Origin of the sequence: Paenibacillus sp. RC334 (assembly GCF_030034735.1) — a bacterium.
GTDB classification, from domain to species: domain Bacteria; phylum Bacillota; class Bacilli; order Paenibacillales; family Paenibacillaceae; genus Paenibacillus; species Paenibacillus terrae_A.
In genome coordinates, this window is the sequence record NZ_CP125370.1 from 2,437,058 (window position 1) to 2,459,893 (window position 22,836).

The 22,836-nt window shown below is 47.0% G+C and carries 24 protein-coding genes; 19 read left to right on the forward strand and 5 right to left on the reverse strand.

Annotated elements, in window-relative coordinates:
- Window positions 1-3 precede the first annotated feature (3 nt).
- From QMK20_RS11450 to QMK20_RS11490, 9 genes are all read left to right on the forward strand, one after another.
- Window positions 4-657 carry a beta-mannanase gene (locus QMK20_RS11450; protein WP_283655797.1) on the forward strand — a complete coding sequence of 218 codons (654 nt, stop codon included), beginning with the start codon at window positions 4-6 and terminating at the stop codon, window positions 655-657.
- 16 nt (window positions 658-673) lie between these two features.
- On the forward strand, window positions 674-1,939 hold the full coding sequence (locus QMK20_RS11455) for a TRAFAC clade GTPase domain-containing protein (RefSeq protein ID WP_283655798.1): 1,266 nt from the start codon (window positions 674-676) through the stop codon (window positions 1,937-1,939).
- Window positions 1,936-4,947 carry a GAP1-N2 domain-containing protein gene (locus QMK20_RS11460; protein ID WP_283655799.1) on the forward strand — a complete coding sequence of 1,004 codons (3,012 nt, stop codon included), beginning with the start codon at window positions 1,936-1,938 and terminating at the stop codon, window positions 4,945-4,947. The genes QMK20_RS11455 and QMK20_RS11460 overlap by 4 nt, the downstream gene beginning before the upstream one ends.
- A 185-nt stretch (window positions 4,948-5,132) precedes the next feature.
- On the forward strand, window positions 5,133-5,600 hold the full coding sequence (locus tag QMK20_RS11465) for a MarR family winged helix-turn-helix transcriptional regulator (protein ID WP_283655800.1): 468 nt from the start codon (window positions 5,133-5,135) through the stop codon (window positions 5,598-5,600).
- A gap of 92 nt (window positions 5,601-5,692) precedes the next feature.
- Window positions 5,693-7,075, forward strand: a complete 1,383-nt coding sequence (locus QMK20_RS11470; RefSeq protein ID WP_283655801.1) for an MFS transporter — start codon at window positions 5,693-5,695, stop codon at window positions 7,073-7,075.
- A gap of 80 nt (window positions 7,076-7,155) precedes the next feature.
- Window positions 7,156-7,725 carry a hypothetical protein gene (locus QMK20_RS11475; protein ID WP_283655802.1) on the forward strand — a complete coding sequence of 190 codons (570 nt, stop codon included), beginning with the start codon at window positions 7,156-7,158 and terminating at the stop codon, window positions 7,723-7,725.
- 68 nt (window positions 7,726-7,793) lie between these two features.
- Window positions 7,794-7,943, forward strand: coding sequence for a 50S ribosomal protein L33 (gene rpmG, locus QMK20_RS11480; RefSeq protein ID WP_007430271.1), 150 nt, complete (start codon window positions 7,794-7,796; stop codon window positions 7,941-7,943).
- 93 nt (window positions 7,944-8,036) lie between these two features.
- The gene (locus QMK20_RS11485) at window positions 8,037-8,504 is read left to right on the forward strand and encodes a hypothetical protein (protein WP_283655803.1); all 468 of its coding nucleotides are present in this window, start codon (window positions 8,037-8,039) and stop codon (window positions 8,502-8,504) included.
- A gap of 22 nt (window positions 8,505-8,526) precedes the next feature.
- Window positions 8,527-8,769 (forward strand): type B 50S ribosomal protein L31, encoded by a 243-nt coding sequence (locus QMK20_RS11490; RefSeq protein WP_014281334.1) that lies wholly within the window; start codon window positions 8,527-8,529, stop codon window positions 8,767-8,769.
- A gap of 112 nt (window positions 8,770-8,881) precedes the next feature.
- Here the strand turns inward: QMK20_RS11490 and QMK20_RS11495 are convergent, their stop codons facing one another.
- The 3 genes from QMK20_RS11495 to QMK20_RS11505 are packed head-to-tail and all read right to left on the reverse strand — an operon-like array spanning window position 8,882 to window position 11,997.
- Complete coding sequence (locus QMK20_RS11495; protein WP_283655804.1) at window positions 8,882-9,991, reverse strand: CobW family GTP-binding protein; 1,110 nt, start codon at window positions 9,989-9,991, stop codon at window positions 8,882-8,884.
- Between the two features lie 18 nt (window positions 9,992-10,009).
- A complete protein-coding gene (locus QMK20_RS11500) occupies window positions 10,010-10,987 on the reverse strand; it encodes a TIGR03943 family putative permease subunit (protein WP_283655805.1) in 978 nt (325 codons plus the stop codon).
- An 8-nt stretch (window positions 10,988-10,995) separates the two neighbouring features.
- Window positions 10,996-11,997, reverse strand: coding sequence for a permease (locus tag QMK20_RS11505; protein WP_283655806.1), 1,002 nt, complete (start codon window positions 11,995-11,997; stop codon window positions 10,996-10,998).
- 257 nt (window positions 11,998-12,254) lie between these two features.
- On the opposite strand from QMK20_RS11505, the gene QMK20_RS11510 reads away from it, so the two are divergent.
- From QMK20_RS11510 to QMK20_RS11540, 7 genes are all read left to right on the forward strand, one after another.
- Window positions 12,255-13,319 (forward strand): CobW family GTP-binding protein, encoded by a 1,065-nt coding sequence (locus QMK20_RS11510; RefSeq protein WP_283655807.1) that lies wholly within the window; start codon window positions 12,255-12,257, stop codon window positions 13,317-13,319.
- Window positions 13,316-14,428 (forward strand): FecCD family ABC transporter permease, encoded by a 1,113-nt coding sequence (locus tag QMK20_RS11515; RefSeq protein WP_283655808.1) that lies wholly within the window; start codon window positions 13,316-13,318, stop codon window positions 14,426-14,428. The genes QMK20_RS11510 and QMK20_RS11515 overlap by 4 nt, the downstream gene beginning before the upstream one ends.
- Window positions 14,425-15,213 carry an ABC transporter ATP-binding protein gene (locus QMK20_RS11520; RefSeq protein ID WP_283655809.1) on the forward strand — a complete coding sequence of 263 codons (789 nt, stop codon included), beginning with the start codon at window positions 14,425-14,427 and terminating at the stop codon, window positions 15,211-15,213. The genes QMK20_RS11515 and QMK20_RS11520 overlap by 4 nt, the downstream gene beginning before the upstream one ends.
- Window positions 15,214-15,273: 60 nt before the next feature.
- Window positions 15,274-16,293 carry an ABC transporter substrate-binding protein gene (locus tag QMK20_RS11525; RefSeq protein ID WP_283655810.1) on the forward strand — a complete coding sequence of 340 codons (1,020 nt, stop codon included), beginning with the start codon at window positions 15,274-15,276 and terminating at the stop codon, window positions 16,291-16,293.
- Window positions 16,294-16,509: 216 nt separating this feature from the next.
- Window positions 16,510-17,217 (forward strand): metal ABC transporter ATP-binding protein, encoded by a 708-nt coding sequence (locus QMK20_RS11530; RefSeq protein WP_025685519.1) that lies wholly within the window; start codon window positions 16,510-16,512, stop codon window positions 17,215-17,217.
- On the forward strand, window positions 17,163-18,011 hold the full coding sequence (locus tag QMK20_RS11535; protein WP_014281343.1) for a metal ABC transporter permease: 849 nt from the start codon (window positions 17,163-17,165) through the stop codon (window positions 18,009-18,011). The genes QMK20_RS11530 and QMK20_RS11535 overlap by 55 nt, the downstream gene beginning before the upstream one ends.
- Before the next feature lie 50 nt (window positions 18,012-18,061).
- Window positions 18,062-19,057, forward strand: a complete 996-nt coding sequence (locus QMK20_RS11540; protein WP_283655811.1) for a metal ABC transporter substrate-binding protein — start codon at window positions 18,062-18,064, stop codon at window positions 19,055-19,057.
- Window positions 19,058-19,478: 421 nt separating this feature from the next.
- Here QMK20_RS11540 and QMK20_RS11545 read toward each other — a convergent pair whose 3' ends face one another.
- Entirely contained in the window at window positions 19,479-19,730 is a 252-nt protein-coding gene (locus QMK20_RS11545) for a helix-turn-helix domain-containing protein (RefSeq protein WP_283655812.1), read from the reverse strand.
- 238 nt (window positions 19,731-19,968) lie between these two features.
- Between QMK20_RS11545 and QMK20_RS11550 the strand changes: the two genes are divergently transcribed.
- The 3 genes from QMK20_RS11550 (at window position 19,969) to QMK20_RS11560 (ending at window position 21,704) form a co-directional block, all read left to right on the forward strand.
- Window positions 19,969-20,253, forward strand: a complete 285-nt coding sequence (locus QMK20_RS11550) for a hypothetical protein (RefSeq protein WP_283655813.1) — start codon at window positions 19,969-19,971, stop codon at window positions 20,251-20,253.
- Window positions 20,254-20,695: 442 nt separating this feature from the next.
- Window positions 20,696-21,058 (forward strand): response regulator, encoded by a 363-nt coding sequence (locus QMK20_RS11555; RefSeq protein WP_283655814.1) that lies wholly within the window; start codon window positions 20,696-20,698, stop codon window positions 21,056-21,058.
- Window positions 21,059-21,215: 157 nt separating this feature from the next.
- Window positions 21,216-21,704: a hypothetical protein gene (locus QMK20_RS11560; RefSeq protein WP_404519304.1), complete on the forward strand. Its 489-nt coding sequence runs from the start codon at window positions 21,216-21,218 to the stop codon at window positions 21,702-21,704.
- A gap of 275 nt (window positions 21,705-21,979) precedes the next feature.
- Here the strand turns inward: QMK20_RS11560 and QMK20_RS27625 are convergent, their stop codons facing one another.
- On the reverse strand, window positions 21,980-22,747 hold the full coding sequence (locus QMK20_RS27625) for a hypothetical protein (protein ID WP_481857802.1): 768 nt from the start codon (window positions 22,745-22,747) through the stop codon (window positions 21,980-21,982).
- Between the last annotated feature and the right edge of the window lie 89 nt (window positions 22,748-22,836).

The window sequence follows — 22,836 nt, forward strand, 5'->3', positions numbered from 1 at the left end:
CTTATGCAGTATAGGGATGCACAGCCCGGTGATCCTGTTATTTCGGAGCTGAGCCACAAAATTGACGACAACCGGGTTGTGCTTCGCTGGCAGTGGCCGGAAGGAGTCGCCGTGGTATTTATTGCGAAACAATTAGCCGATCTGGGTGTGAACGGGCAGGAGGATGCCGAAGCGTTGCCGCCTTTTTCAAGCCTTAAGCTCTTCACACGTGAGGAGTACAAGGCTGCTGGCAGCTACCGTGACCGGATCGATGGCATTGGACGCGTGCGGTATACCGTGTATCCGGCTGTGCGGGAGGACGGAGATACTTTTGTGATCCGTCAGCAGGATGGAGCTAATCGGCTGGAATTGAGCACGGGTAAAGCTAAAATCAGATATGCGGTCCACCACAAAAAAGGCTGGTTTCGCAGCCGCAAAACGGTGCAGATTCAGGTGACGGCTGAAGTTCCTGTTCCGCAGGAGGCGCTTTGCTATGTGAAAAAGCGTGGTGGCTATCCGGCGGATCGGGAGGACGGAACCTTGTACCCGTTCACGGCACCATTTCCTGCGGGACGGAATGTGTTGCCCGCTGTGGAAGTGGGCGGAGATGAATATGTGCGGCTGTTTTTTACGGACGGCCAGAAATATGGCACGGTATATGAATTAGTCCCTGAATGAAAGGAGGCCGCAACCGATGAGTTTTCTTAGCAATTTATTCAGAAGAAAGCCGCAGGCAGCACCAAGGCCGTTATTTTATGATATTGTGTGCCCTTATTGCTTTAGTAAGTTTTCCCCGGAGGAAGTTGTATTCCGTGCTTCCCATCACCGTGAGGATGACGAGGATTACGCTTTGGGTGAGGATGAGCTGCTGAACAAATACCGGGAGCGCTTTGGTTTGGACGGTGTGCATGATATGGAGGCCATTCTTCATCCCCTTGATGTTCCTGAGGAACACCGTTTGTACTCGGATCATGTACTGACAGGTCTGACGGATCGCTATGGTGAGCTAACACGTCGCAGATTGTGTCCGCATTGCCATAACGAGCTGCCTGTGACCGCAGGCAAGGTGCCGAGTAATATCATTTCGATTATTGGAGCTTCACAGGCAGGGAAATCCGTCTATATGACCTCCCTGATTCACACGTTGCAGCATGTTACGGCCGATCATTTTGATGCGGCTTGCATGCCGTTGAATGCGGAGATCAGCCGCAAGTTCCGTACGATGTATGAGGAACCGCTGTTTGAGCGAGGGGATCTGCTGACCTCTACACAGAAAGAAAAGATGCAGGAGCCTTTTATCTTCCAGTTTGTGTTTAAGGATGAGGAAAAGCCGCCACTGACGCTGGTGTTTTTTGATGTCGCCGGTGAGGGGATGGTCGATCAGGACTATCTGGGTCTGCACGGACAGCATATTAAAAACTCGGCGGGTATTTTGTTTATGGTTGATCCGCTGCAAATCCGCTCTATTCGGGAGCGTATCAAGATCAACATCGGCGACAAGCCGGGCGAGTTTGTTTCGCAATATGATGAGCCGCGTGATGTCGTACTTACGATGTTCGGTGATTTTATCGCATATCAGGAAAAAGGGAAGACGGACATTCCAACCGCCATTGTCCTGACCAAAAGCGACATGCTCACTGCGCTGGCAGATGAAGAAGGCACGTACATCAAGACGAACAGCAATATTTTTAATCCAATGGAGCACCGGAAGTATATGGATTTGGATGAGTTCGCGAACATTGATGGCGAAGTGCGACGGTTCATTGAAAAGGTGGATAAGCCGTTCAAGGGCACGATGGATGTGTATTTTACAGACACGGCCTATTTTGCGGTTTCCGCCTTGGGCAGCAATCCAGTAGATCAAAAGCTGCAAGGGCTGGTTAGTCCGATCCGTGTGGATGAGCCCTTCATTTGGCTGCTTTACAAGCTGAAGTACATTGAGGGGAGAGAATCACAGTGAGTAATTCTACCTCTCATTTGATACAGCAGCAGATGTATACACGGGAACGGCGTGGTATTTTCCGTTCAACGGAAGGCTTCGATACGGTAGCCAATTCCAAGGGGCTGGACACTTCTTTTATTAAAAAGGTGCTGCATCCCTTGTGTGTGTATGATGCTCCTGCTGCTTTAACAGCGCGTGGTGAGAAGCAGGAGAGCGTCTACCCGGAAGCCATGCATCTGGTACGGACGGAGTCAGGGGATGTGGTGCTGGGACGCAGTATCTACAAGGCAGCGGATTTTACCGGGCTGCGGAGCGCCTTTTTTACGCATAATTATGTGATTCCAGCCGGGCATGGTGAATCTCCGTCTGATTATAAGCAGTGGCTGAACACAACTTTTGTCGATGCTTATGATATTGAGCAAGGAACGGAATTGCCGGAATTGGAGCGTCTGCCGGGTGGGAGCGTATTTCCATCTGTTGACCCGTCTGCGGTGCTGTCTCAATTGCAGCTCGGTGAAGAAATGTTCAAGCAGATTTTATACGCAGTCATGATGTCGGCTACTGGCCGTAAAAAGATATATATAGCACTGAACGTTCCAGTAGAAGCGGTGGCATCTTCAGCCAAGCTGCTGCTGGGTGTGTTGTATGCGGCGCTGCCTTATGCATTTCGCAACAGGCTCGGATTTCTTACATATGCGAAGGAGCCACACAGCAGAAAAGGCATTCATTTGATGTTTGTTGAGCCTTTCAGTTTGCGTCCCGGTGATCGGAATGTGGAAAAGGATTTTGTATTTGACCTGACTAACAGTGGTCGGGTACTCAATGTGGATGCAGAGCAGGTGAGACAGCCGTATTTTGACTGGATTGCCCATACGTTGCTGACTGGCGGGACGCCGGATGATTTTTTCAAATTTGCCGAGCAAATGCTGACTGGCATGGAGGCCGGGCGCGATCTTGCGCTATCCAGCTATCACGAGCTAATTACACTGTACAGAATAGAGCAGGGAGAGCGCGGGCTATATAACGAACGGCGAATTTCCGTGCTGAGAAGCTTGACCGACTATTTATCTTCTCCCGATGCGTTGCCACGTAAAATGCGGCTGAATGACTTGTTTCTGTCGTTTTTTGATCATGAATTTGATCGGGTGAAGGATGGATATATTCCTGACGTGGGTCTGATCGACTGCTTCAAGGATTACTATAAAGTTCACGCGCGTAGCAGCGAGAATCGGTTGGTGGAATATTTGATCCGCTCGCTAAATAACGCCTATACCGCAAGAAATACGGAAGCTGTCACTTATATTTATCATACGATTGAAGAAAATCCTTCATTGGGCAAGTCGTATTTTACGAAGGTGCTGGGTAATCCGGCGCTCACGAAGCTGCTGTTTATTCCCTACATGGATAGCCAGATGAAAAGAACACCGGATGTGAAGGGGTTGCTGGCTGTCGTGTATGAATGGGGCAGTCGATATATTGAAGTATCGGCGAATGCCGATTTTCAGCTTTTGGCTGAGTCCGCATTGATGGGCAAACTGCGTGCTGAAAGAAAGCCGGTAGAGGCTGTGGCTGCTATTCATCAACGGTTGCAACAATGGGAAAGTAGTTCTACGGGGGGCCAACTTTCTCCACTGGAGCAATCCGGGTTAACGGAACGCTTGCAAGAAGCGTCGGATCGGTATTTGCTTACGGAAGTGGAGCTAAAGGAAATCTCACCTGATCAGGTCGTACAGATTCCGTTCTTTACCCGTCCTGATTTGGTGCAGTGGGTCGGGAAACTGCCAGCCCCGCTCAAGGGACAAGCGGTGCGCTTGATTGCAGCTTACGATTGGTTTAGCACGGAGAACCCGGAACCGTCAGTGCTGGAGGGTCTGGAGCCGGGCGAAGTGGAAAAGGTGCAGGACTGGGCTTACAGTTGGCTGCCCCAGCAGCTTGCGGAGGGCCATTTTGCCCGTCTGCTGCCTGCCTTCTATCGTTCCGATGGCACGGGCGAAGGAATACTGGATTTTGCTCGTCTGGTTAGCTCGATTCGCAAATGGGCGAAGGATAACGATACGATGTACCGTTTTATCCGCTGGTCGGAGGGACATGCCGAATTTGCTACGCCACGGGGCGGTTTTGAACCAGCCTACCGACGTGCGTTGCTTTTGTTCTTCCAGAAGGAAGGACGCGAAGGGCTGCATAAAAAAACGCTGTGGCGTGAATATTTTGAGCCTGCCAAGCCTGTCTTTAAAAATTTCTATATGACAGCAAGGCGTGAGACGGATACACCTTTAGTCAAAACGCTTCGTCGCTTCCGCAAGGGTGGGGTGATTTCCGGGATCGTGCTTGTCGTCATTGCAGGCACGCTAGGTGGCCTGAAAGCAGCGGGGGTAATCGGCTCGGAAGCCACGCCAGCACCTGTCACTACACCCAAGCCAGTGCAGCCGCCTGTAGTGGAGCCTACAGTACCCGTAAAGGAAGAGCCTACGGCGATTGTGACTCATGTGCCCAACACCAAGGCGACTACGAAAATGGTCAAGCTGCTGTTTGCTTTTCAAACATCGGCGGAGCAGGCGGCGTTTAAGCCTAAAAAGCTCGTCATTGTCGGTGCGGATCAAAAGGAGTATTCATACGAAAATTTTACGCTTGCTGAACAGAACGACAAGGAAGCAGCCAGTAAAGCTAACACTGGTCAGTCCGGTGACGCGAAAACCGGCAGTGCCACTACAGGAAGCACGCCAGCAGGGAGGGCTACTGGCTCAACGGTTGGTGGGGGTACATCCAGCAGAAACAGCGCTGATCAGGCCGGAACGGTGACAGGCCAATCGGGCGCAGGCACGACATCGGGGACTCCTACAGGTGGGAGCGGCACAGCAACCGATGGAACCGGAACCGACACTGACGCGCCAACCGAGTATGACCTGAAGCAGTATCCTTATCGCTCACTGCTGACCATTTGGCAACGACTGGAGCTAGACGATGCTAGTACAGTTACGGTGGGTGGAGAAGAGTACCCGCTGGTTCAAGTGAAAACCGCTGACTAAATGTTTTTTCATGTACAAGCAAAATGAAATAGAAATGAAGTAAAAGGCGGGCTTCCTTACAGGGCTCGTCTTTTACTGTAATCACTTTTAATTTTCCGAAGGTATTGACACTAGATAGGCGACTGTTTAAGATTAGTTGGAATTCAAACCATTAAAATTCAATGATTGTGGAGGTTAGTAACGAGATGGGAAGTGGAGTATATCCCGTTTGTCTCCCCTGGGAGGAAGAGAGCACGATATATTTAATTAAATGGATTTTTACAACAGTCCGCAGCGAGATTGAGACGGCCTTGCGTCCTTTGGGGCTTACCTCCCCGCAATCGCAGACGCTTTATATACTGGCAATGTCGCCTGGAGTGACCACTACGGATTTGGAAAAGCTGCTGCTTATTGATAAATCAAGCGTCACCAGCCTGGTGAACGGGATCGTTAAGAAAAACTGGGCAGTACGCAAAAGTCACCCGCAAGATGCGCGTATGAAGCAGATTTATTTGACTGAGGAAGGCTTGAAAATTCACAAGGTAGCTGAGCATACAGTTGAGCAGATTAAAAGCTCGGCAGGCGAAATGTTATCTGCGGGGGAGTTAGAGACTCTTCGAGGTCTGTTGAAAAAAATACTTCACAATTACCGTCCTGCGAACGCCCGCGTTTGAATGGATATATAGAGAAATTTGCCCGGATAGGGGTATTCAAAAGCTGAGTTATTGCAGCCTAGATAGATTTTACAGGAGAGGGAAGAGACAGAATGATAAAAGAGCAAACTTATCCCAATGCGGATAAGCTTATGCGTGTGTTGGCCTTCACACTTGTTTTTTCAGTGATGAACGCCTTTATGTTTAATGTAGTTATGCCTGTGATTCGTGAGGAATTTCATATTAGTGCTTCCGATGTGAGCTGGCTGTTGACCGGCTATATGATTGTGTATGCGGTTGGCTCCGTGACTTATGGAAAGCTGGCGGATAAATACCGTCTCAAGGATTTACTGACGTTTGGGATTATATTTTTTGCATTAGGTTCGCTTATTGGTCTGTTTGCCAATCAATTTTGGATGCTGATTGTAGCCCGTCTGCTTCAGGCCGCAGGGGCTGCTGTTATTCCGGCGACAGCTATGATCATTCCTGTCCGCTATTTCTCTGCTGAAAAAAGAGGACGCGCCTTGGGCATTACTGCAATCGGATTGGCACTGGGTACGGCGCTGGCTCCGATTATTTCCGGTTTGATTACAGGCTTTGCAAGCTGGCGCTTTTTGTTCGTTATTTCCATGCTGCCGCTTATCGCCTTGCCATTCTTTCGCAAATATTTGGACGACCAGCGTGGAGAGAATCAAAAATTTGATTTTCTTGGTGGATTGCTGCTGGGCGGAACGGTGGCCTTTTTACTGCTTTCCATTTCGCAAAGCAATATTATATTTTTTCTGGTCGGTATTGTGCTGTTTGCTCTGTTTATATGGCGGATTACTACCGCTAAAGATCCATTCATTCAGCCCAAGCTGTTCAGAAACAAGCAATATTCCTACGGATTGTTTATAGCCTTTTTGGGAGCAGGGGTCAGCTTTGGGCTGCCGTACCTGGCGCCGCAGTTTCTGAACAGTCTCAATCAGCTTACGCCTGCAACAATTGGATTGATTATGTTTCCGGCTGCTATTGCGTCGGCGTTGCTTGGTAAAAGCGGTGGGCGCTTGGCCGATAGCAAAGGAAATTCATTTCTAGTCTATACGGCAGTTACGCTTATGTTTATCTGCTTTGTCAGCTTGTCTACCTTTGTGGGCGCGTCTCCGTATCTCATTTTATTTTTGCTCATTTTCGGCAACGTAGGTCAAACCTTTATGCAGATTGCCATGTCTAACACGATTTCCCGTACCTTGTCGAGGGATCAGATTGGTGTTGGAATGGGGCTGCTGTCTCTGCTGAATTTTATTTCCGGTGCAGTGACGACCAGTATTTTGGGTAAAACGCTAGATACCTCGTCTACCTTTCATCTGAATCCTGTCGTATCCAACGTGCAGGTGTTCAATTTTAGCAATATATTTACGGTTCTTGCGCTGATTGCGCTCGCAACCATGGGACTTTACGCCTTGCAGTTTCGCCGGGGCTCACGCCACAATACGACTGCTGCCCAGCAAGGATAAACATTTTATGCAAACTCATGCCAAAACAAGGGTATAATATAGAAGGAAAAGTTCATCTACGGAAGGATGGAGTGTCCGGCATGACAAGAAACCTTCAATATATGCCCTATGGCTATGAGCCTCCAGTCGAGACGCATAAAGGGACTATGATCTATTATGATACGTTTGAACAGGTTACAGCTCGAGAGCTGGATATTTTTGCTGAAACGGGAGCTGCGTTATCCTTTAAAAAGCTGGTACTGTACCCTTTACATGAGGAAACAGTCAGAAGAATGTGGAAGCAGCCGGTTCGCTCTTATTATAAGCGGGTGGACGACCTTGGGGAGTGGCAGCGGGAGCAGGCTTTGAGTGCTGTCGTAATCGAGAGCTGGGAAGGTAAACGCAAAAAGTATACGCCGATTGAAGCAGCAATCCGTTTTCTGGCAGAAAAATATACTCCCCCGCTTTTTCTGTATATGAGTCCTGAAACTGCAAATTTGTGTGCATCCTATGCATCGTTTGATGAATGGATCAGAAACGTCAGATTGGTGCTTTCGACCGAACCATCAGAACTTCATCCGAAGCTGGCACAGTACCGTAATCGCTGGAATACAGTAGAAGAAGCGATAAACCGTCAGTCAAAGGTTGACAAAGAGCACCATGAATTATAGAATAGAACTAATCGTAAAAATTACTATTGTAATTGAATACCATGTATTCCATTTAAGGAGGAAGAGAAATGCGCGTAATTGTTACCTTGGCATGCACCGAATCTGGTGACCGCAACTATACAACAACCAAGAACAAAAGAAATCATCCGGAGCGTCTTGAAATGAAAAAATACTCTCCGCGTCTGAAAAAGTATACGATTCATCGTGAAACTAGATAATGTAGGTTTGCTACATAGCAGCCTGAATTGTTTTGCGTCCTGAACGAAGCCTGAAATCTAATGAATATAGGGCTTCATGAAAGGAGCCATGGCATGGTCTCTCCACTTCATGATGAAGAAATCGTGTTAAGTTTGCAAAAGCCTGCGTTATGGAACCGGCGAAAACTTGAATTAGTCCAGTGGATAGAGCGTCCAAAGATAAAGCTTACGCCTAAGCGAATAGCTTTTTTTCATGGCTGTACGATAGATGCGGAGCTGCACGGTACGCTTTGCCTTTTGAATCGAAAGCACGTGGCAACCGAGTTCTCCTGTGCTGGTGTCAGCATTTGGGACGAGCCGGAGGACCATTCACTATATGCTTATATAACGATGAAGGCTGACGAAAGATCCGGAGCGTTCATGCAATGGGCGATGCGATATATGCGGCATCGTTTGCTTGTCGTTTACGAACCTGAGCGCAACCGTTACGATCTGTCGTCTTTTTTTCTGGGACATAACCGTTCCTTTTGCCAACTGATGGAGTATTGCGCCAGTACATTTGAGTTTGAACCAATAAAATGATATGAAAGCTTAGGTGAATAATATGAAAAAAGATCTTCATCCAACATTGAACAAAGTTATCTTTTTGGACCCTAGCTGTGGATTCTCTTTCCTGAGTGCTTCCACTAAGTATTCCCAAGAAACGATGGAATGGGAAGACGGCAACACATACCCGGTTATCCGTGTAGATACCAGCTCCGCTTCTCACCCGTTCTTCACTGGTAAACAAAGAAACGTGGATATCGGTGGACGTGTGGATCGCTTTAACAAAAAATATAACCTTTAGAACAAGACGAGCGTTATGTTCACGGATTATACAAATAATTCGTGAACATCGCTTTTAAAAAACACCTCCTGCAGATGCAGGAGGTGTTTTTGTCTTAATCCAGACATGTCATTTAAAGCGAAATGAAGCACTGCTCCCATTGATCAGCAATGGATGCTTTGTCCAGATGCTCCCCAATGAGCGTGACGTACCCCTGACTCACGGGGAGTGCAGTGGGTTGCCACTCCAAATGACTTCCTGAATATTGCAAAAGCATTGTACCTTCGTGTGGAAGCACGCAATAGCCTTTCGCCCGAAGCAGCGAGGAACCGAGCCCGGTCAGGAAGCTTTCCAATCGTTGCTTTTCCAATGGCTGTGGAGAATATTGATGCAGCGTTAAGCTCTCCAGACGGGAAAACGAATGGGGCTGGTTTGGATCGTAGCTGTGGCTATGATTGTGCGCAGAAATAACTTTGAATGCCGTACTTCTGGAGATACTGCCGGGTCGTTCGATACTTTTGGCGGAAATAGGGGCGGACGATGCGGCTGCATCGGTTCGCTGAGCCTGTGCTGATTCAGGTTGAGGTACCTGTACAGGTTTTGCGGCAACGGATACGGAAGCCAGAACAGGCTCCAGCAGTGGTTCAAGGTCAACCCGACTATATTCAGCGGTTTGCAGCTTGGCCGTATCGTTGAGCTTGCGAATACTCTTGATGACCTTCGTTACTTCACGGGTACTAGCCGCATCTGTCTTGTTCACCACAATGAAGTCTGCGTTGCGAAGTTGCCCGTGCAGGGTCCGAACCAGCTCTTTGTCAGCGGTGAAGCGGCTGTTGTATTCATGAAAAAGCTCAGCGTCCACAACACTGATGCTGTGAACCAGATAAAGCCGATCCGCCAGCAGCGGGGAGCGAAGCTCTTCCAGCACTTGCTCAGGGTTGGCTACCCCTGTGGTTTCCATGAAGATCAGATCCGGCTCCTGACTGAGCAGGGTGTGTAGAGCGCCTGCCAGCTCACTTCTTTTGCTGCAACAAATGCAGCCCTCCAGCAGTCCTTCCACCGATACGTCGGGCATTTCTTCAGAAATAATGGCGCCGTCTACATCATATTCACCCATTTCGTTCATTAATACAGCGGGACGGAGCGGAATTTGCCGGGTATGGGCCAGCAGGCGCAGAAGCAGTGTCGTTTTGCCGCTGCCAAGAAAACCGCTGATTAATATCACAGGAACCTTGTTCATCATTATTCCTCCTTGTTAGGGTTAGTGTGTTGCATTCAATCGATCAAAGGTGGCTACCGAATCTGCCTGGGTATAAACATAAGGGGATTCCGGCTGTGCCACAGTGGTTATTTTCTCGGATCGAATTTCGAGTACGGGGGTATTGCCTTTCTGTGTGGCATGTAATGTGCCTTCAATGGTCACCCACGTATCCTTGTCAAAGGACGGGACCTTCTTGGATTGGACGATGATTCCGAATGGCATGGCATCGGCAGTACAGCACATGACAAGGAACCTTCCCACCGCAAATAGACCTTTGCCCGGCAGGCTGCCGTCTTTGTAGACAAAGCCAGTCACCTGCACCTTTTTTCCTTCAAAAGCGTGCTTATACAATTCGATGGCTCCAATGGTTTCGGAAAAAATCTCCGGTTTGATTTGTATGATCGGTTGCTGATATAGACGTTTCGCCAGCTCGGCAAATTCTACGTTGTACTTATCAGGCGGAACGAACAGCTTATCCAGTGTTTCCTGACTCCATTTTCCCCCTGGAGGGGGCGAAGATGGCGCAAGAGAGGTGGTCGATAAAATGGAGGAGGTCGGTGCTTTCGTGGTCTGTATATCTGTTTTGCGCCGGATCTCCGGGTTGGGATACGTGAAGGACATGCCTTTTTTGGCTGCCATATCACTGCCAAGTGCCTGATTGGGCAGCAGCGAACCGAATAGCAGCGGAATGAGCAGCATTCCATATACAAGCGTTTTTTTGAACCAGCTTTGCGGCAACGGATGCTCGCAATCACATAAATCCTCACCTTCTCGCTCTCCGGCTATGCCGTGCCATGCCATGGCCAGAGCGATAAACAGCAGGGGCACGGGACAAAGCAGGAGCAGCTTTTGCATTTGCGGAGCCAAGTAGTAATGAAGGGAATTCGAGCGGCTCAAGGTGATGATATACACAGCCAATCCAAACATGAGCAAGGAGCGCATGCCATACTGCCAGCGGATGCTAAAGGTTGAATTCACGTTCGTATTCACCTCCCCAATAACCATTCAGCAGCCATAGAACCCACCAGGACGAACGAAACAATGAGCAAGCACAGAACGGCGACAAATTTGGTGCGGAAGGTGCTTAGCAGCATAAGCGTACCTTTGAAATCCAGCATCGGGCCGAGTACAAGAAAGGATGCCAGCGGGCCCAGTGTAAAGGTATGCGAAAAAGCAGTAGCCACAAAGGCATCGGAGGTGGAACACAGGGACAGTACGTAGGCAAAACCCATCATAAAGGCGTACGAACCAGCCGTTTCACCGCTTAACGAAAGCATTTCATCCCGTGGGATGAAGGTCTGGATGGAGGCTGTCAGCAACGCGCCGATAATGAGATATTTGCTCATATCCAAAAATTCGTCGCCAGCATGTACAAAAAAGTCCCGCCATGTGCGATTGTGGCGATGAGTCTGGTTGTTCTGCTTTGGCTGGTTAAAAGAGAGCAACGAACGTTTGAGCGGATGCACACGCACAAAGGCATACACGATCAGCCCAATGATCGCGGAAACGACTAAGGCCAGCCCCATTCGAACGGCAGTGACCTCGGGATGGGAAGGGAAAGCCATCATCGTCGCAGCCAGCACCACGGGATTGATAATCGGCCCGCTTAAAATAAAGGTGATGCCCATATAGGCAGGCATTCCTTTGAGCATCAATTGGCGAACGACAGGGATCATGCCGCATTCACAGATGGGAAACAGCAGACCCAGCAAAGAGGCCAGCAGGACACCCGGCACAGGATGCGCAGGCGCTATTTTGCGAATCCATGTTTCCGGTACGAGCCATTGTAAAAGGGATGAGACAAGTACACCGATTAGGAGAAACGGGACAGCTTCCAGAAAGATGCCCATAAATACCGTTTTTAACGGTTGTAGTTGACTCATATCTAACGAACGAAGCCATCGGGGAGATAGCGTAACAAGCACAGGGATGAGAAAGGCAAACGGAATCATAAAAGGCAGCATCTTCAACAGCGTACTGGTTTTCATTCCACGGCTCCTTGGAAATAAGGGTTCTTATCTACATCCTATGCGTGTAATGGGACAAACATGCCCGCTGGTAGCGTCTGGAGTACTCCTTTATGGACAAGTTCAAGCGTGGTCATCTATATAATTGTGTTCTTTAATTGGACAATGTGACTGTGTTAATTAGTAAATATTACGATTAAACTTCAACAAACGATTGCAAGAAGGAAATTTTTACGGTACGATCCTTATTAAAACGTTGTAAAGACAAGGAGGATTTTATGATACCGATTGTTGTTTTATCCGGATTTCTGGGCAGCGGTAAAACAACTCTTCTTCAGCATGCGCTGGCTTACTATAAAGGGCAGGGACTCAAGCCGGCTATTTTGATGAATGAGTTGGGCGATGTTAATTTGGACGGCAGTCTTGTGAACGGCCAGGCTCCCACGAAGGAAATGCTTAGTGGCTGCATATGCTGTACCATTCGCGGAGATTTGGGCGTTGAGCTGATGAACCTTGCCGAGGAATATAACCCGGACGTGATTATTGTAGAATGTACCGGAGTGGCTAATCCGATGGAAATTGTAGATGCCGTGACAGATGCCTCTATCTATTCCTCTATGATCTTACAATCTGTTATTACGGTGGTGGATGCGCGTCAATTTTTGGATTTTGCCTCAGGTCACGAGAGAAACAAGTCGTATCGCCTGATGCAGGATCAGCTTCGATGCGCTTCCAAGCTGATTATTAACAAGACCGATTTATTGGCTGCGGGGGAGTTGCAGAAGGTACAGGCCCTCGTAAAAGAATTAAATCCGTATGCGCTGACGGTGAGCACGCAACGGAGCGACGTGGACGCGGATACTTTTTTCTCCATTCAGGGAGAGGATCGTATGGACGTTTCGCGGCAAAAGGAGTCCATAGCCGATAGCGGAAATGATCATTATCATTCGGAAAATCATCTACACGCTCATGATCATGGAGACCATGCAGACCATCACCATCATGACCATGACCACGAACATGGAGAGCATTATCATTCCTACGACCATGTAGTTGTTCACACGCATTTCTTTGGACAACCTGTGCCACGCTCCGAGTTTGAACAGTTGTTTCGCAGTTTGCCAGCTGAAATTTACCGAGCCAAAGGAATTGTGCGTTTTCTGGAATCAGAGGGTCAGATGATGTTCCAGTTTGCCTACCGGGAGTTGGAAATCATTCCGATTCGCCCGCAGAAGCCGGTGAATGATGTAGCTGTCGTCATGGGCGAAAATTTCTCTGCTTCCGAGATCGAAGAACGGTTGAGAAAGCTGGAAGCGGCCGAAGAACCGTTGACTGGTTTATGACCCCAGGAACTAGCGGCATTTATCCGTCAAAACATAATTCTCGCGCTAACGTAGCTGGAAAGCCTGCTTGGGGATTTACCACGATTTTGCTGCTGCTGACTGGAGGGTTGATGCTGTCGGTCACACTCGCCGTCATGCTTGGTCCCGTAGCAGTTGCACCGGGAACAGTATGGCGAATTGCGCTGTCCCATCTTCCCTGGCTGGATCAATGGATACCCGTGACATGGACGAAGCCGGAGCAATATATCGTTTGGGAAATCCGATTTCCGCGCGTGTTGCTAGGTGTCGTCGTAGGAGCAGGACTTGCTGTTACAGGTGCGGCTATTCAGGCCTTAATTCGTAATTCGTTAGCTGATCCCTATATTTTAGGAGTCTCGTCCGGGGCTTCGGTGACAGCGACGCTGGTGATTGTGTTTGGAGCTTTCGGATTCCTGGGCCGACTTGCGCTGCCTTTATCTGCTTTTATAGGTTCGCTTGCTGCGATGCTCATGGTATTCGCATTGGCTCGTGTGGCTGGACGCATATCGACGACCCGCTTGCTCCTGGCAGGGGTGGCGGTGTCCATGATGCTGTCGGCTGTGACCAACTTTATCGTCACTATGGCCCCGAATGAAAAAGGCATTCGTGACGCGATGTATTGGATGATGGGAAGTCTGGCAGGCGCTCAATGGGATACGCTTCTCATTCCAAGCCTCATTATAGCGGCTGGAACGGTTGTCCTGCTTACCCGATATCGATCGCTGAATGCTTTACTAACGGGTGAAGAGGCCGCCGTAACGCTCGGTGTGAACGTACAGGCGTTTCGTGTATTGCTGGTTGTCGTGGCTTCACTTTTAACCGGGGCAGTCGTATCGGTCAGTGGCTCGATTGGCTTTGTCGGGCTTATGATTCCGCATATCGTCAGGCTGATGGTGGGATCGGATCATCGACGTGTCCTGCCCGTCAGCTTGTTGGCGGGAGCTATCTTTGTCGTGTGGGCAGACGGATGTGCTCGGCTCGTGCTGGCTCCACAGGAACTGCCGATTGGTATTGTGACGGCTGTGTGCGGAGGACCCTTCTTTGTATGGCTGCTGCGGCGCAGTTCTTATTCGTTTGGAGGCGAAAAATGAATATAGAAGTCGAACACGTGACCTTCAGTATTCACGATAAACGGCTGATCGACGGCATCTGCCTCCAGGTAAAAACGGGGGAACTGGTCGGACTGATCGGTCCGAACGGCAGCGGCAAATCGACGTTGCTCAAAAACATGTACCGTGTGCTAAAGCCTGACAGCGGTTTGGTTACGCTGGATGGCCGGGATATGCTAGAGATGAAGTACAAGGAAACGGCCCGGCAAATGGCTGTGGTGAGTCAGGATGCACCGCAAGCGTTTGATTTTTCAGTACGAGACATCGTCCTGATGGGTCGCCATCCACATAAGAAACTGCTGGAAGCAGACACTGCCGTCGATCATGAGCTGGTCGAGCAGGCGCTGGAGCGGGTAGGCATGGATGCTCAGGCGGATCAGGGCTTTGCCACCTTGTCCGGTGGTGAAAAGCAACGGGTACTGATTGCCAGAGCGTTGGCCGGACAGGCCAAATTTCTCATTTTGGATGAGCCGACGAATCATCTGGATATCCGGTATCAGCTGCAAATTCTGGATTTGGTCAAAGCGCTACAGGTAACCACACTGGCTGCGCTGCATGATTTGAATTTGGCGGCATTTTATTGTGACCTAATTTATGTATTAAAAGAGGGCAAGGTGGTAGCCTCTGGCATAACGGATGAGGTGCTTCAGCCCGACCTGCTGCGCGGTGTATTCGGGGTAGAGACAGAAATCTGCATTCATCCGAAAACCGGGAAGCCGAGTATTACCTTTTTACCGGATTCCCTCAGGAGCGGAGACAATCTATGACGTTAACAGAATGCAGCTATTGTCATTTTACCTATGATGAATGAAAAAGGAGCAGAGCATATGAAAAAACATAGAAAATCCGCAATATCGCTTGTCATGCTCGCATTGGCGGTGCTGTTGTTGTCAGCCTGCGGAGCCGGGAATACGGCTCATAAATCCGGTTCATCCGCAACTGAACAGCAGCCTGCTGCATCGCAATCGGCGACAAAGGAAGCATCCGTGGAGCTTGAAAATATGGGTGTTAAAATGGTATTTCCCGAAGCGCCCAAACGTGCGATTACACTAAATCAGCACGCGACGGAGGTTATGCTGGCGCTTGGACTGGAGTCCTCCATGGTGGGCACGGCCTACTTGGACGATAGCATTTTACCGGAATATAAAGCTCAATATGATAAAATCCCGGTGTTGGCCAAGCAGTACCCGTCCAAAGAGGTATTTATGGCTGCTGCGCCGGATTTTGCCTATGCGGGCTGGAAGAGTGCCTTTAACGACAAAAATCTCGGCTCTCGTGAGGAGCTTGCCAAACAGGACGTGACGACCTATGTACAGGAATCATCAAACAAGCCGGGTCCCACATTAGAAGACGTATATCAGGACATACTAAATATTGGACGTATTTTCCGGGTGGAGGATCGTGCGAAAAAGCTGGTAAGCAGTATCCGTGAACAAGTGGAATCCATTCAGACTCAGATCGGTACTGTAGAAAAAGCGCCAAAGGTATTTGTATATGACAGCGGCGAAGATAAGCCCTTTACGGCTGCCAACAACTATTTGACCTCGCTGATTAAAAGTGTGAAAGCTAAAAATATTTTTGATGATGTAGACAAAAGCTTTGCCGAGGTAAGCTGGGAAGAAGTTGTGAAGCGCAATCCTGACGTCATTGTGATTCTGGATTATGGAGATACCTCGCTGGCGGATAAAGAGAAGCTGCTGCTGAGCAAGCCGGCGCTCGCTGGTGTAGAAGCGATCAAAAACAAACGATTTGTAGTGCTGCCTCTGTCCGCAGCAGCTGAAGGCGTGCGTGCGCCGATCGCGCTGAAAACCTTGGCTTCCGGCCTGTACCCGGACAAAGTAAAGTAAACGAGCAAAAGACCTGCAAAACATTGACGAACCTTTCCTAAACTGTTAAACTTGCTAATGCGTAAAGGTTACGTTTATCAAACGCTTGTTTTTTTATTATCTAATCGTAATAATTACGGTAGATGGTTTAATGAGAATAAACGACCTGGAGAATCTGCGCGGAGGCATGTCGTTCAGATGGCTCCAGGCTTTTTAAAGGAAAGGGAGATTTGCGTCATGTTATTAGCCTCACTGGAACAAGTTACATTTGGCTACGGGGACGTTCCTAACCTGGTGGATGCCAATGTTGAAATTTTTTCTGGCGAATTTGTGGCCATTACCGGGCCAAATGGGGCTTCCAAATCGACAATGCTCAAATTGTTGCTCGGTTTGCTTCAACCTTGGAAGGGCAAGGTGTTTATGTCCGACCGCACAGGTGAGGGCAAGAAGCTTGTTGTTGGATTCGTATCGCAGCAAATTGCTGCTTTTAATGGCGGATTTCCAAGCACCATCCTGGAGTTTGTCCGTTCCGGAAGATACACTCATGGCTCATGGTTGCGCCGTATGCGGCCCGAGGATCATGATCTGACAGAGCAAGCGCTTCGTCAGGTAGGCATGTGGGATTTGCGTCATCGTAAAATCGGCGAGCTGTCCGGTGGACAGAAGCAGCGCATCTGTGTGGCACGAGCGCTCGCTCAGGAATCGGATTTGCTCATTTTGGATGAGCCCACGACCGGAATGGATCAGGAAAGCCGCCATCACTTCTACGATCTGATGAATCAGCAGGTTAAGGAATATGGAAGAACCGTAGTCATGGTTACCCATGGACTATCGGAAGTGCAACATTATCTGGATCGTATTATTGAACTTGAGAGGAAGGAAGATGGCGGATGGAAATGCTGCACTACGACTTCATGCAGCGGGCATTTTGTGCCGGTGGGGTAATTGCACTGCTGGCCTCGGTGCTTGGAGTGTACCTGATGCTGCGGCGTCAGGCTCTGATGGCGGACATGCTATCGCATGTATCACTGGCAGGGGTGGCAGCGGGTGCCTATTTGGGCATTAATCCGACAATAACCGGTTTTATTGTAGCTATAATCGGAGCGATTATCGTTGAATACGTCCGCAGGTCTTATAAAACGTACAGCGAGATTTCTGTGGCAATTATTATGGTAGGCGGCCTGTCGACGGCTGTGATTCTAATGAACCTGAATCAGAGTATTAATAAAGGCTTTTCCGCTTATTTGTTCGGTTCAGTGGTGGCGGTCAATCAGACAGAGCTTATGTTGATGATCGCAGTCGCTGTGATCGGGGGTATTTTCTTTTTCGTATTTCGGCGTCCTTTGTATCAGATTACCTTTGATGAAGAAACGGCGAAGACAAACGGCCTTCCTGTCAAATCTATTTCATTTGCGTTTAGCATTTTGACAGGGATGATTGTAGCTGCTGCAATGCCGATTGTCGGTGTGTTGCTTGTCTCCTCACTGATTGTGCTACCGGCTGCATTGGCGATTCGAATTGCACCTAGCTTTGCCGCAGCCATCTGGATATCTATGGTGACCGCATTGATCGGGGTATTTTCGGGTTTAACTGCGTCGTATGAACTGAGTACACCCCCAGGGGGGACGATTGCCATGGTGCTGTTATTATTCCTGATCGTGGGAATCGGTATTCAAAAGCTGGTCCGCAAACTGGGTAAGCAGCAGGCTTCCCGGCAGAAGAATGCAGCACGCCAGTGAATGAAACAGTTCGTTTTCTGAAAAACCAAACAAATAAAGGAGTTATGAACATGAATACATGGTTCAAAAAATCATTCGTATTGTCTGCGGGACTGGCACTTATTTTGTCCGGCTGCGGAGCCAAATCTGATAATACAGCTACCAACACTCCCCAAACCGAGCCGAATCAGGCACAAACGACGGACAGCGGCAAAAAGCTGAAAGTGGTTACCACTTTTTATCCGATGTATGAGTTTACAAAGCAGGTCGCTGGAGATCATGCTGATGTAACCGCGCTGATTCCTGCTGGTGCGGAGCCGCATGACTGGGAGCCAAGCGCCAAAGATATGGCACAGGTGAAGGATGCCGACGTTTTTGTATATAACGGTATCGTCGAAGGCTGGGCAGAGCAGGCTTTGAGCAGTGCGTCTAACGACAAGCGTGTTGTGGTTGAAGCAAGTAAAGGGCTGAACCTGATGGAAGGTACTGCTGAGGAGGAAGAAGGAGAAGCACACGCTGAGGAAGGTCATAGTCACGATCATGTGCTGGATCCTCACGTATGGCTTGATCCGGTATTGGCCCAAAAGGAAGTAGAGTCCATTAAAGCGGGTCTTATCTCTGCAGATTCTGCGAACAAAGCAGATTATGAAAAAAATGCTGATGCTTACATCGCTAAATTGAAAGAGCTGGATACCGAGTTTAAAACAGGTCTGAAAGATGTAAAACGCAAAGACTTTATTACCCAGCATACTGCTTTTGGTTACTTGGCTAAGCAATACGGCCTGACCCAAGTGGCGATTTCCGGACTATCTCCGGAGCAAGAGCCTACACCGGACAAGCTGGCGGGCATTATCAAATTTGCCAAAGAGAATAATGTGAAAACGATTTTCTTTGAAACCCTTGTTGATCCAAAGGTCGCTGAGACCGTAGCTACTGAAATCGGTGCAAAAACCGATGTACTGAACCCACTCGAAGGACTGACGGATGAAGACAAACAGAAGAACCTCGATTACCTTGGCGTTATGAAAAACAACCTGGAGGCTTTGAAAAAGGCCCTGAATGAATAAGACTGTAAACTGACATTGGAACGACTCCAGTGTCAGTTTTTTATGTCTATATAAGCTGAACTCAAAAGTTACCTATCGTGCCACTGCGCATCTGGATGGTGCTTCCCATCGCCACCGCTTCGCTTGTACAGCACCATTCCAGCTACTTCGTTTTAATGTGCATCTTTCGAGTTTAAATTATAAATACACAATAATAAATAAATACACAATAATAAATAAATACCAAATAATGGACTATTACGATTTAATCGCGGAGTTAGCAGCCTGTCTGTATTTTTTACAAGCTTATCTAGACCTTGAATGTACTTTTGACAATCAGAGCCTTAGTAAAATCGTATTTTACAACTTTATTATTATATTTACTTATTACTATAAGCAGTTATCTCTACATGTAGAGCATAAAAAAAACGATCTATCTCCATTAGACAGGAGTGTGATCGTTTTTTTCGTTGCGTGGGATATATTCCAGAACATCGCTCAGGCTATGTCTCTGACCTGTAAGTTCTTCTAATGTGTCGAGAATATGACTTAATGTTTCCAAATCTATGCGTTTTGTCTTACCATCGCACATATCGTAAATTAAGTTCGGTCGAACTTTTGCTTCGCGAGCCAAGGCATTTTTTGTGATTCCTGCTTTGACCAATGTTTCTTCTAACTTTATGCTTATCGCCAAAAATAATCACCTCTTATCAATTATTTTACCCTGTTAGTAAGCATTATGAAATAATCATAATATTTATAAAAAATCTTTTTTTAACAAAAGGAATTATTAATTACATTTGCTCGGTTATAGGTTAAGTTTTGATCTGGTTAAATAAAATTTTTTAGAAAAGAGGAGAAGAACATGTCAGACATTGCTGTGCTTGAGAAGATTGTGATTGTTCATGTATGGGAAGAGGAAGATCTTGATTATGAAACGAGTGAGGCTTCTTATTAAGCCAGGCTATGCTGTGTATGTTCTAACTGGCGCTGTTCATTTGGCAAGAGTGGAGAGAATTTATCAAACGGGTTTGCATCGTTTTTACGTGGAGGATCGTAGCACTGCATCTATTCAATTAGCATCTTGTGTAACAGGAGATATACCTGTAAAGATACAAGAAATTGTTATGAAGCTATTGAGTAAAAATGCATTAGATTGGCTTACTTGTGATGTAATGCATGGTATGATAGGGGGTTTTGAATTTGAAACATTATAATATAGGCTACATATTCCAAAGTTAGAAATCCTAAAGAAATAGAAATTGTCAATCAAAACGGGTTCGTAAATTCACATGAAAAACGGAGTAGGCGGAATGGTGCTGTACAAGTGAAGCACCATCCGTTTGCGGAACGGCACGATAGGTAACTTTTAAGTCCTGCTTATATAGTGCAAAGGTTCCAGTGGATACCTAGTACTTTATGATCTTCACCCTACAGGAATAATTTACGTCATTATGAAAACCTGTTTTGAAAACTAATTCAATAGTATCTAGTTTAAAATTCCGTTTGTAATCCATTGGTAACGTTTTTATTTTTAACAGAATTTTTCTATTAACTTCGGATATTATTTCACCGATATTGAAACTGGATATGCATTTTGTTCAGCAGTCAGCATCTGAATGAAGAAGTATGATATATAAAACGACAGGAGAGATTACCTTGGCAACAATTATAGTCGTCGACGATTCTTTATTTATGCGATCTGTGCTTAAGGATATTTTTTTGGATTTGGGTCACTCTGTTATTGCGGAGGCGGAAAATGGGTATGACGCTGTTTTGAAGTACTCGAACCTTCGTCCAGATTTAATCACCATGGATATCAATATGCCCAAGATGGATGGACTTGAGGCTGTTGAAAAGATTATAGGGCTTGATCCTCATGCTAAAATTTTAATGTGTTCTGCTTTGGGTCAGCAAGAAGCGATTATCAAAGCATTTCAGGCAGGTGCAAAGGATTTCATTGTTAAACCATTTCAAATGGAGAGAGTTGTGAACGCAATCACAAAAATATTTGGTAGTTGATTGATCGGGTTAACCGTACCCATTCATGATGATGGCTGCAATCCATAAGTTGAACAAAAGAGCATCTCTATGACATAAGATTTTAATTTACATAAATATGAAGCACTTTGAAATGAGTAAGAAGGTTGTGATTTAAATGAATGTGGAGATGAATAGGATGAGTAATCGGGTTTTGTCTCAAAAGGTATTTATCGATGAACTGATCACCACGATTAGGAAGGGAGGGCTTGTCCCGGTAAGTTATGAACACCTCATTAGCGAGCAACGAGAAAGAATAGATGCTCTTAACAGTGAACTTACCGCGCGTATAGAGGGGGTGGAAACGGATTTAATTCCTAATGCGACATATTCCATCCCCTTTTCCAATGGTGACATTATTTTTCTTGCTCGTTACATTGTACTCATCGGGGACAACACCGAGGGTTACTTTGTTTTTTACAGAGCTGAAGAATGTGAAAGTCCGGAAGAGTATCATTTTATAACAAGCTCTTACCAGCTTCCGCATTTGTTGCCTGAATTATCTCTTATGCTAAAAGAACATAGCGCTAATGAGCCTGTTGATATCCTGACTTATTGGAATGGCCAAGCCTATCCATTGAAAAGCTTGAATAAAGAGGATATCAAGCTGTCCACCTACGAATTTTAATCCCGCACCAGCGGTTTAATTCTGGAGAAGTAAGGAGCCGTTGCCGCTTTGCGACAATCATTCTGCCCTCTTCGCCATTTTCAGTAAGCCTCATTTGGAGGAAAGACATTCTAGTCAATCTACTCGATTGTGGGTCAATGCACCTGTCAATCGGAACGTTAAATGGCAAGCCCCTTATCACTTGGAGGCTTGCCACTTTTCCAATGTTAAGAACTGTCCAACTTCGAGGGAGTGTTTAAATATTGAATTAGTTGTGGACGTGCTGTGATTCGTTATTATTTAGGTGAATATTCGTTTACTTCGAATGTCAAAATTTTATTGAATATTACATAGTCTTTGCGGTTGTTGAAAGGGCCCTTGTTATTGGTATGTCTATCAATGGCGAAGAAAGAAGCACCCCGTCCGGCATCTTTAGCGTCATACCACTGAATGAAAGAGGCTAGTTCCTTCTTGCTTATATCAAATTCTTTTTCAAGCCCGTTATCCATAGTCACAACCAGAATTGCACGGTCACCACTCGGCTGTGAGGGTTCGGACGGTTCAGAGGGCTCTGACGGTTCAGAAGGTTCAGAAGGTTCAGAAGGTTCAGAAGGTTCAGGAGTTGGCGCTACCTCGACAGGTTTAAAGGGAAGTAACGACCCATCAGTATCAATTGCATATATAAATAAATAGTTGGGTGTATTATTTACAAATTCAACAGAGTGTTCTCCCTGAGGCAAGTTTAATTTTTCGTACATGATTTTACGGGCTGCTACGTCACTTCCAGTCAAAGAAAAGTTATCAACCTTAACACCATCTATAATGACATCAATGCTGCTAGAACCAGACCACCAAGTGGTAGAAATTAATCTTAATTTAGTACCTTTAAAATTAAACTTTAGACTTGTTCCAGATTTTTGCCAGGGAGAAGTCCAGGTTATTGGGCCGGTATTATCACGAAACCAATTACCACCAAGATAGGTGATCTCGGGCGTATTCGCTTCATAACGAGACCATCCTTCTTCCGGTTTATTAAGGACATCCCCCGTAGCCGCGGCATATATGCTGTGGCTAGTACTAAAAAAAGAGAACCATCATCCAAACCATCGTGAATAAAGTTAGCTTTACAAATTTCATAATCATTATACTCCTT

Bases quoted from the DNA above. Each gene is read 5' to 3' on its own strand.
- QMK20_RS11515 (WP_283655808.1), top strand. From the start codon at position 13,316: ATGACCCCAGGAACTAGCGGCATTTATCCGTCAAAACATAATTCTCGC.
- QMK20_RS11450 (WP_283655797.1), top strand. From the start codon at position 4: ATGCAGTATAGGGATGCACAGCCCGGTGATCCTGTTATTTCGGAGCTG.
- QMK20_RS11505 (WP_283655806.1), bottom strand. From the start codon at position 11,997: ATGAAAACCAGTACGCTGTTGAAGATGCTGCCTTTTATGATTCCGTTT.
- QMK20_RS11465 (WP_283655800.1), top strand. From the start codon at position 5,133: ATGGGAAGTGGAGTATATCCCGTTTGTCTCCCCTGGGAGGAAGAGAGC.
- QMK20_RS11455 (WP_283655798.1), top strand. From the start codon at position 674: ATGAGTTTTCTTAGCAATTTATTCAGAAGAAAGCCGCAGGCAGCACCA.
- QMK20_RS11560 (WP_404519304.1), top strand. From the start codon at position 21,216: ATGAGTAATCGGGTTTTGTCTCAAAAGGTATTTATCGATGAACTGATC.
- rpmG (WP_007430271.1), top strand. From the start codon at position 7,794: ATGCGCGTAATTGTTACCTTGGCATGCACCGAATCTGGTGACCGCAAC.
- QMK20_RS11530 (WP_025685519.1), top strand. From the start codon at position 16,510: ATGTTATTAGCCTCACTGGAACAAGTTACATTTGGCTACGGGGACGTT.
- QMK20_RS11495 (WP_283655804.1), bottom strand. From the start codon at position 9,991: ATGATGAACAAGGTTCCTGTGATATTAATCAGCGGTTTTCTTGGCAGC.
- QMK20_RS11475 (WP_283655802.1), top strand. From the start codon at position 7,156: ATGACAAGAAACCTTCAATATATGCCCTATGGCTATGAGCCTCCAGTC.
- QMK20_RS11525 (WP_283655810.1), top strand. From the start codon at position 15,274: ATGAAAAAACATAGAAAATCCGCAATATCGCTTGTCATGCTCGCATTG.
- QMK20_RS11540 (WP_283655811.1), top strand. From the start codon at position 18,062: ATGAATACATGGTTCAAAAAATCATTCGTATTGTCTGCGGGACTGGCA.
- QMK20_RS11550 (WP_283655813.1), top strand. From the start codon at position 19,969: ATGAAACGAGTGAGGCTTCTTATTAAGCCAGGCTATGCTGTGTATGTT.
- QMK20_RS11520 (WP_283655809.1), top strand. From the start codon at position 14,425: ATGAATATAGAAGTCGAACACGTGACCTTCAGTATTCACGATAAACGG.
- QMK20_RS11470 (WP_283655801.1), top strand. From the start codon at position 5,693: ATGATAAAAGAGCAAACTTATCCCAATGCGGATAAGCTTATGCGTGTG.
- QMK20_RS11535 (WP_014281343.1), top strand. From the start codon at position 17,163: ATGGAAATGCTGCACTACGACTTCATGCAGCGGGCATTTTGTGCCGGT.
- QMK20_RS11510 (WP_283655807.1), top strand. From the start codon at position 12,255: ATGATACCGATTGTTGTTTTATCCGGATTTCTGGGCAGCGGTAAAACA.
- QMK20_RS11490 (WP_014281334.1), top strand. From the start codon at position 8,527: ATGAAAAAAGATCTTCATCCAACATTGAACAAAGTTATCTTTTTGGAC.
- QMK20_RS11485 (WP_283655803.1), top strand. From the start codon at position 8,037: ATGGTCTCTCCACTTCATGATGAAGAAATCGTGTTAAGTTTGCAAAAG.